The organism is Dorea ammoniilytica (assembly GCF_025567415.1).
GTDB classification, from domain to species: domain Bacteria; phylum Bacillota; class Clostridia; order Lachnospirales; family Lachnospiraceae; genus Claveliimonas; species Claveliimonas ammoniilytica.
The window spans coordinates 23,821-30,000 of sequence record NZ_JAOQJV010000023.1; the positions used below are offsets into that span (position 1 = coordinate 23,821).

Annotated in this window: 5 protein-coding genes, 1 tRNA gene and 1 rRNA gene (1 of these 7 only partly in view); 6 read left to right on the forward strand and 1 reads right to left on the reverse strand. The window is 40.1% G+C overall.

Annotation, left to right across the window (positions count from 1 at the left end; genetic code table 11):
* The first annotated feature begins 7 nt into the window (after positions 1–7).
* Complete coding sequence (gyrA, locus tag OCV65_RS12385) at positions 8–2,503, forward strand: DNA gyrase subunit A (RefSeq protein ID WP_262582303.1); 2,496 nt, start codon at positions 8–10, stop codon at positions 2,501–2,503.
* A 61-nt stretch (positions 2,504–2,564) separates the two neighbouring features.
* On the opposite strand, the gene OCV65_RS12390 is transcribed toward gyrA, so the two are convergent.
* Positions 2,565–3,026 carry a C-GCAxxG-C-C family (seleno)protein gene (locus OCV65_RS12390; protein WP_262582304.1) on the reverse strand — a complete coding sequence of 154 codons (462 nt, stop codon included), beginning with the start codon at positions 3,024–3,026 and terminating at the stop codon, positions 2,565–2,567.
* 149 nt (positions 3,027–3,175) lie between these two features.
* Between OCV65_RS12390 and OCV65_RS12395 the strand changes: the two genes are divergently transcribed.
* The 5 genes from OCV65_RS12395 to OCV65_RS12415 all read left to right on the forward strand — a co-directional run.
* Positions 3,176–4,018 carry a fumarate hydratase gene (locus OCV65_RS12395; RefSeq protein ID WP_118384449.1) on the forward strand — a complete coding sequence of 281 codons (843 nt, stop codon included), beginning with the start codon at positions 3,176–3,178 and terminating at the stop codon, positions 4,016–4,018.
* Positions 4,019–4,020: 2 nt separating this feature from the next.
* Positions 4,021–4,572, forward strand: a complete 552-nt coding sequence (locus OCV65_RS12400; protein WP_118384448.1) for a Fe-S-containing hydro-lyase — start codon at positions 4,021–4,023, stop codon at positions 4,570–4,572.
* 11 nt (positions 4,573–4,583) lie between these two features.
* Positions 4,584–5,297, forward strand: a complete 714-nt coding sequence (locus tag OCV65_RS12405) for a lysophospholipid acyltransferase family protein (protein WP_262582305.1) — start codon at positions 4,584–4,586, stop codon at positions 5,295–5,297.
* Between the two features lie 120 nt (positions 5,298–5,417).
* Positions 5,418–5,505: transfer RNA gene (locus tag OCV65_RS12410), tRNA-Ser, on the forward strand.
* A gap of 301 nt (positions 5,506–5,806) precedes the next feature.
* Positions 5,807–6,180 (forward strand): 16S ribosomal RNA (locus OCV65_RS12415) (it continues 1,157 nt past the right edge of the window).

The following is a 6,180-nucleotide window of genomic DNA, read 5'->3' on the forward strand; positions in this document are numbered from 1 at the left end:
AGGAGCTATGGAAGACAATATTTTTGATAAGGTTCATGAGGTGGACCTGAAAAAAACAATGGAGACTTCTTATATCGACTATGCCATGAGTGTTATTGCTTCTCGTGCACTGCCGGATGTAAGAGATGGATTGAAGCCGGTTCAGCGAAGAATTCTGTATTCAATGATCGAGTTGAATAACGGGCCCGACAAACCGCACAGAAAGAGTGCACGTATTGTCGGAGATACTATGGGTAAATATCATCCGCACGGTGACAGTTCTATTTATGGCGCATTGGTAAATATGGCACAGGAATGGTCTACCAGATATCCATTAGTTGATGGGCATGGTAACTTCGGTTCTGTAGATGGTGACGGTGCAGCTGCTATGCGATATACTGAGGCCCGTCTGAGTAAGATTTCTATGGAACTGACAGCGGATATCAACAAAGATACGGTTGACTTTATGCCGAACTTTGATGAGACGGAAAAGGAACCGGTTGTTCTTCCGTCAAGATTTCCTAATCTTCTCGTAAATGGTACTTCCGGTATTGCAGTAGGTATGGCAACCAACATTCCACCGCATAATCTGCGTGAAGTTATCAATGCAGTTGTTAAAATTATCGATGACCAGATTGAGGATAAAGATGAGACAGCAATTGAAGAAATTTTGAATATTATCAAAGGACCTGATTTTCCGACAGGTGCTATGATCCTTGGTACTCGCGGTATAGAGGAAGCATATCGTACCGGACGTGGTAAGATTCGTGTGCGTGCAGTGACTAATATCGAGCCGATGGCAAATGGCAAGAACCGTATTGTGGTAACAGAACTTCCATATATGGTTAATAAAGCACGCCTTATTGAGAAGATTGCAGAGATGGTAAGAGATAAGAGAATTGATGGAATTACTGATCTGAGCGACCAGTCCAGCCGAGAAGGTATGAGAATCTGTATTGAACTCAGAAGAGATGTGAATCCAAATGTTATCTTAAACCAGCTATACAAACATACACAGTTACAGGATACTTATGGCGTGATCATGCTGGCACTGGTCAATAACCAGCCGAAGGTTATGAATATTCTGGACATGCTGACATATTATCTTCAGCATCAGGAAGAAGTCGTAACCAGAAGAACAAAATATGAATTAAATAAAGCAGAAGAGCGTGCTCATATTTTACAGGGATTGTTGATTGCACTGGATCATATTGATGAAGTCATCCGTATTATCAGAAGCTCTGCAAATGTGCAGGCTGCCAAGACAGAATTGATCAAACAGTTTAATCTGTCTGATGTACAGGCTCAGGCTATTGTGGATATGCGTCTGCGTGCTCTTACCGGTTTGGAAAGAGAGAAAATCGAGAATGAGTACAAAGAACTGATGGAGAAGATTAAACATTTGAAAGCAATACTTGCAGATAAAAAGCTTCTTCTTGGTGTAATCAAAGAAGAAATTCTTCTGATCCGTGACAAATATGGTGATGAGAGAAGAACATCTATAGGATTTGATGAATATGACATTTCCATGGAAGATCTGATTCCAAAAGAGGATGTAGTAATTACTATGACAAAAATGGGATATATCAAGAGAATGTCTAATGACACATTCAAAGCACAGAATCGTGGTGGTAAGGGAATCAAAGGAATGCAGACCATTGATGAAGATTATGTGGAAGAGTTATTCATGACACATACTCATCATTATATTATGTTCTTTACCAATAAGGGACGTGCATACCGTCTGAAAGCATATGAGATTCCGGAGGCATCAAGAACATCCAGAGGAACAGCAATTATCAATCTTCTTCAACTGATGCCGGAAGAAAAAATCAGTGCAGTTATTCCAATTGATGAATATCGTGATGGTGAGTATATTGTTATGGCTACTGCAAAAGGTCTGGTGAAGAAGACTCCGGTTACGGATTTCTCTAATATCCGTAAGAATGGTCTTGCTGCAATTACACTGCGGGAAGAGGATGAATTGATTGAAGTTAAGTTTACAGATGGTAATCAGGAAATTATTCTGGCAACTAAATTTGGTCAGTGTATTCGTTTTGCGGAAACAGATGTAAGAACCACAGGAAGAACCTCTATGGGTGTACGTGGTATTAACCTGGATGACACAGATGAAGTAATTGGTATGCAGCTTGCAACTCAGGGCAATGAGCTTTTGATCGTATCTGAAAAGGGTATGGGAAAACGTACACTAATCAGTGACTTTAGTGCACAGAATCGTGGCGGTAAAGGTGTGAAGTGCTACAAGATTACAGAAAAGACAGGTAATGTTGTAGGTATTAAGGCAGTAAATGAGGATGACGAGATTATGATCATCAACACAGAAGGTATTGTAATCCGTATGTTCTGCGAGGGTATTTCTATCCTTGGAAGAATCACATCTGGCGTAAAACTCATTAATCTGAAAGACGGAGTGACTGTTGCAAGCATTGCAAAGGTAAGAAAAGAAGAAGAGATTGAAGAAGCTGAAGAACCAACAGAAGAGACTGGAGATTCAGAAGAGTAAAAGATAATAAAATGGCTGCCACTTAAAGTGGCAGCCATTTTTGGGAAATAACTTATAATAATTATGAGTCAGCCTTATCTTTTTCCAATTCACGAATAATGATGTCAGCTACTTTTTCAACAGTGAAAGATACCATCTCCATACAGTGATTCTTTCTCTCCTGTGAGTGCTTTTCCATATCCTTAGTCAGTATGCGGCAGCATGTAGCACCAAATTCATTCTTAAATGCATCGTGGAATTCTGCTGTCAGATCAAAACATCTCTTAACCTTAGGATCGCCTGGAGTCTTACGTCCGAAGAAATATCCGATCATCATAGTTCCACCGGCCGCAGCACCGCAGAGACATCCTGGTCCACCAAGTCCCCATGGAAAACCTGAACTCATAGCAATTGCATCGTCGGAAATGTCTACCTGAAAATGCTTGCGAAGTGAAAAGATAACGGATTCCGAACAGGCAAAACCATTGCAGAAGATCTCGAGTGCGTCTGCTTTTAATTGCTTCATATTGATATCTGTTGTCATAAAGATACCTCCCTCGTGATAAAAGTATAACAATAGTATAATCTTTATCATTAAAAAGCGCAATTAAATGGACAGAGATTCATCCATGCATTAAAATAAGAAAGATGAAATGAATTATAGAATGAATTCAAATGATAAGGAGGAGTATTATGCGCAATGTTCATGTAAGTGAAATTACGAGAAATATAAAAGAAATGTGTATAGAAGCCAATCATTTTCTTTCAGAAGATATGTCAGCGGCAATGAAAAATGCTGTTCAGACAGAAGAGTCGCCCCTTGGAAAGCAGATTTTGAATCAACTTCAGGAGAATCTTCAGATTGCCGGAGAAGATATGATTCCTATCTGCCAGGATACAGGTATGGCAGTTGTATTTCTTGAAATCGGACAGGATGTACATCTGGAAGGCGGATCGGTGGAAGATGCTGTCAATGAAGGTGTTCGTCAGGGATATGTAGAAGGCTATCTCCGTAAATCGGTAGTAAAAGATCCGATCATTCGTGAAAATACGAAAGATAATACACCGGCAGTTATCCATTATTCTATCGCACCGGGAGAAAAAGTACGCATAAAAGTAGCACCAAAAGGATTCGGAAGTGAAAATATGAGTCGTGTATTTATGCTGAAGCCGGCAGATGGTATCGAAGGAGTGAAGAATGCAGTACTGACAGCAGTAAAAGATGCAGGACCAAATGCCTGTCCGCCACTTGTAGTTGGAGTAGGTGTCGGTGGTACATTTGAAAAATGTGCATTAATGGCAAAAGAAGCACTTACGAGAGAAGTAGGAACACATTCAGAGATTGAATGGGTCAAAGATTTGGAAGAAGAAATTCTTCAGAAGATTAATAATCTTGGTATCGGACCTGGAGGACTTGGTGGCACAACAACGGCTCTGGCAGTCAATGTGAATACCTATCCAACTCATATTGCAGGACTTCCGGTAGCAATTAATATCTGTTGTCATGTAAACAGACATATCATCAGGGAGGTGTAGTTATGAACAAAATAATTCAGGCGCCGATCAGAAAGGAAGAAATCAAGAATCTGAAAGCAGGAGATTACGTATATATCAATGGTATAATCTATACTGCACGTGATGCTGCACACAAGAGAATGGATGATACTCTCACAAGAGGAGAAAAACTGCCATTAGATATTAAAAATCAGATGATCTATTATATGGGTCCATCACCAGCAAGAGAAGGCAGAATTATTGGATCAGCAGGGCCTACTACAGCCAGTCGTATGGATAAATATGCACCTAGGTTACTGGATCTGGGACTTGGGGCAATGATAGGAAAAGGCAAAAGGAGCAAAGAAGTTCTGGATGCAATTGTAAGAAATGGAAGTATATATTTTGCAGCGGTAGGCGGGGCAGGAGCGCTTCTTTCTAAGTGTATTCAAAAATCAGAAGTAATCGCATACGATGATCTTGGAACAGAAGCTATCAGAAAGCTGGAAGTAAAAGACTTTCCTGTAATCGTAGTTGTAGATGCAGAAGGTAATAATCTGTATGAGACAGCTATTGAAGAATATAAGAGAGGTTAATAAAGTAAAATATGAAACGAATAATTATGATGGTGCTCAGAAATATTATTCTGGTGCCATACATGTGGATAAGATTGTGCTGGCATGCTACGCATGTGGATAAATATACATTAGCAGAACATTTTAAGATACTCCGCTATATTGTTGCTCATGCTAATAAGGGTGGTAATGTTAAGATAGAATCTTATGGAAAAGAAAACATACCAAAAGAAGATGGGTTTATGTTCTTTCCAAATCACCAGGGGATGTATGATGTGCTGGCAATTATAGATGCCTGCGATAATACATTTGCGGTAGTAGCGAAGAAAGAAGTTGCCAATGTGCCATTATTGAAGCAGACATTTGCATGTACAAAGTCATATATGATGGACAGAGAAGATATCAGACAGTCTATGCAGGTAATTATGAATGTGGCAAATGATGTGAAGAATGGTAAGAATTTCTTGATATTTCCGGAAGGAACCAGATCGAAAAATGGTAATGTGATCGGTGAGTTTAAGGGAGGAAGTTTTAAGGCTGCAACCAAAGCAAGGTGTCCAATTGTGCCGGTTGCATTGATTGATTCTTTCAAACCGTTTGATACGAATACAATCAGTCAGGTGACGGTACAGGTACATTTTATGGAGCCGTTGTATTATGAAGATTATAAAGACATGAAGACAACAGAAATAGCGTCAACAGTACATGATAGAATCCAGAAAAAGATAAACGAAAATATCGGATAAAAGTGGATAAAAAAATAAGAAAAAATGTATTGACAATGTAATATATGTCAGTTATAATAATTCATGCACTGCGAAAGTTCGCTTTCGTAAAGAATATTATATTGAATAATATTCAGCGCTGGAGAAATACTCAAGAGGCTGAAGAGGCGCCCCTGCTAAGGGTGTAGGTCGGGTGACCGGCGCGAGGGTTCAAATCCCTCTTTCTCCGTTTAACATATATCATGTAAATTGATAGCTTTTAAAAAGAAAATAAAAAACTTTAAAAAAGTTATTGACAAGCACTGATAAACATGATATTATGTTTAAGCTGACTCGTTGAGAGCGGCAAACACAAAGAACTTTGATAACTGAACAATAGACAACAACCCTGAAGATTCTTTAAGAGAAAATTCAGAACAAGACATTTAATGTCGACCTAAAACAGTAATAACGGGATAGGAAAGCTAGTAGTTTTCCTGGACGGAATTAAACTTGATTTTAACTCGCACTGAGGTGTGAGGGAAAATAATTTTTACGAGAGTTTGATCCTGGCTCAGGATGAACGCTGGCGGCGTGCTTAACACATGCAAGTCGAACGAAGCACTTAAGTTTGATTCTTCGGATGAAGACTTTTGTGACTGAGTGGCGGACGGGTGAGTAACGCGTGGGTAACCTGCCTCATACAGGGGGATAACAGTTAGAAATGGCTGCTAATACCGCATAAGACCACAGCACCGCATGGTGCAGGGGTAAAAACTCCGGTGGTATGAGATGGACCCGCGTCTGATTAGCTAGTTGGTGGGGTAACGGCCTACCAAGGCGACGATCAGTAGCCGACCTGAGAGGGTGACCGGCCACATTGGGACTGAGACACGGCCCAAACTCCTACGGGAGGCAGCAGTGG

Excerpts from the sequence above, each read along its gene's own strand:
- gyrA (WP_262582303.1), top strand. The coding sequence starts at position 8 with ATGGAAGACAATATTTTTGATAAGGTTCATGAGGTGGACCTGAAAAAA.
- OCV65_RS12390 (WP_262582304.1), bottom strand. The coding sequence starts at position 3,026 with ATGACAACAGATATCAATATGAAGCAATTAAAAGCAGACGCACTCGAG.
- OCV65_RS12395 (WP_118384449.1), top strand. The coding sequence starts at position 3,176 with ATGCGCAATGTTCATGTAAGTGAAATTACGAGAAATATAAAAGAAATG.
- OCV65_RS12400 (WP_118384448.1), top strand. The coding sequence starts at position 4,021 with ATGAACAAAATAATTCAGGCGCCGATCAGAAAGGAAGAAATCAAGAAT.
- OCV65_RS12405 (WP_262582305.1), top strand. The coding sequence starts at position 4,584 with ATGAAACGAATAATTATGATGGTGCTCAGAAATATTATTCTGGTGCCA.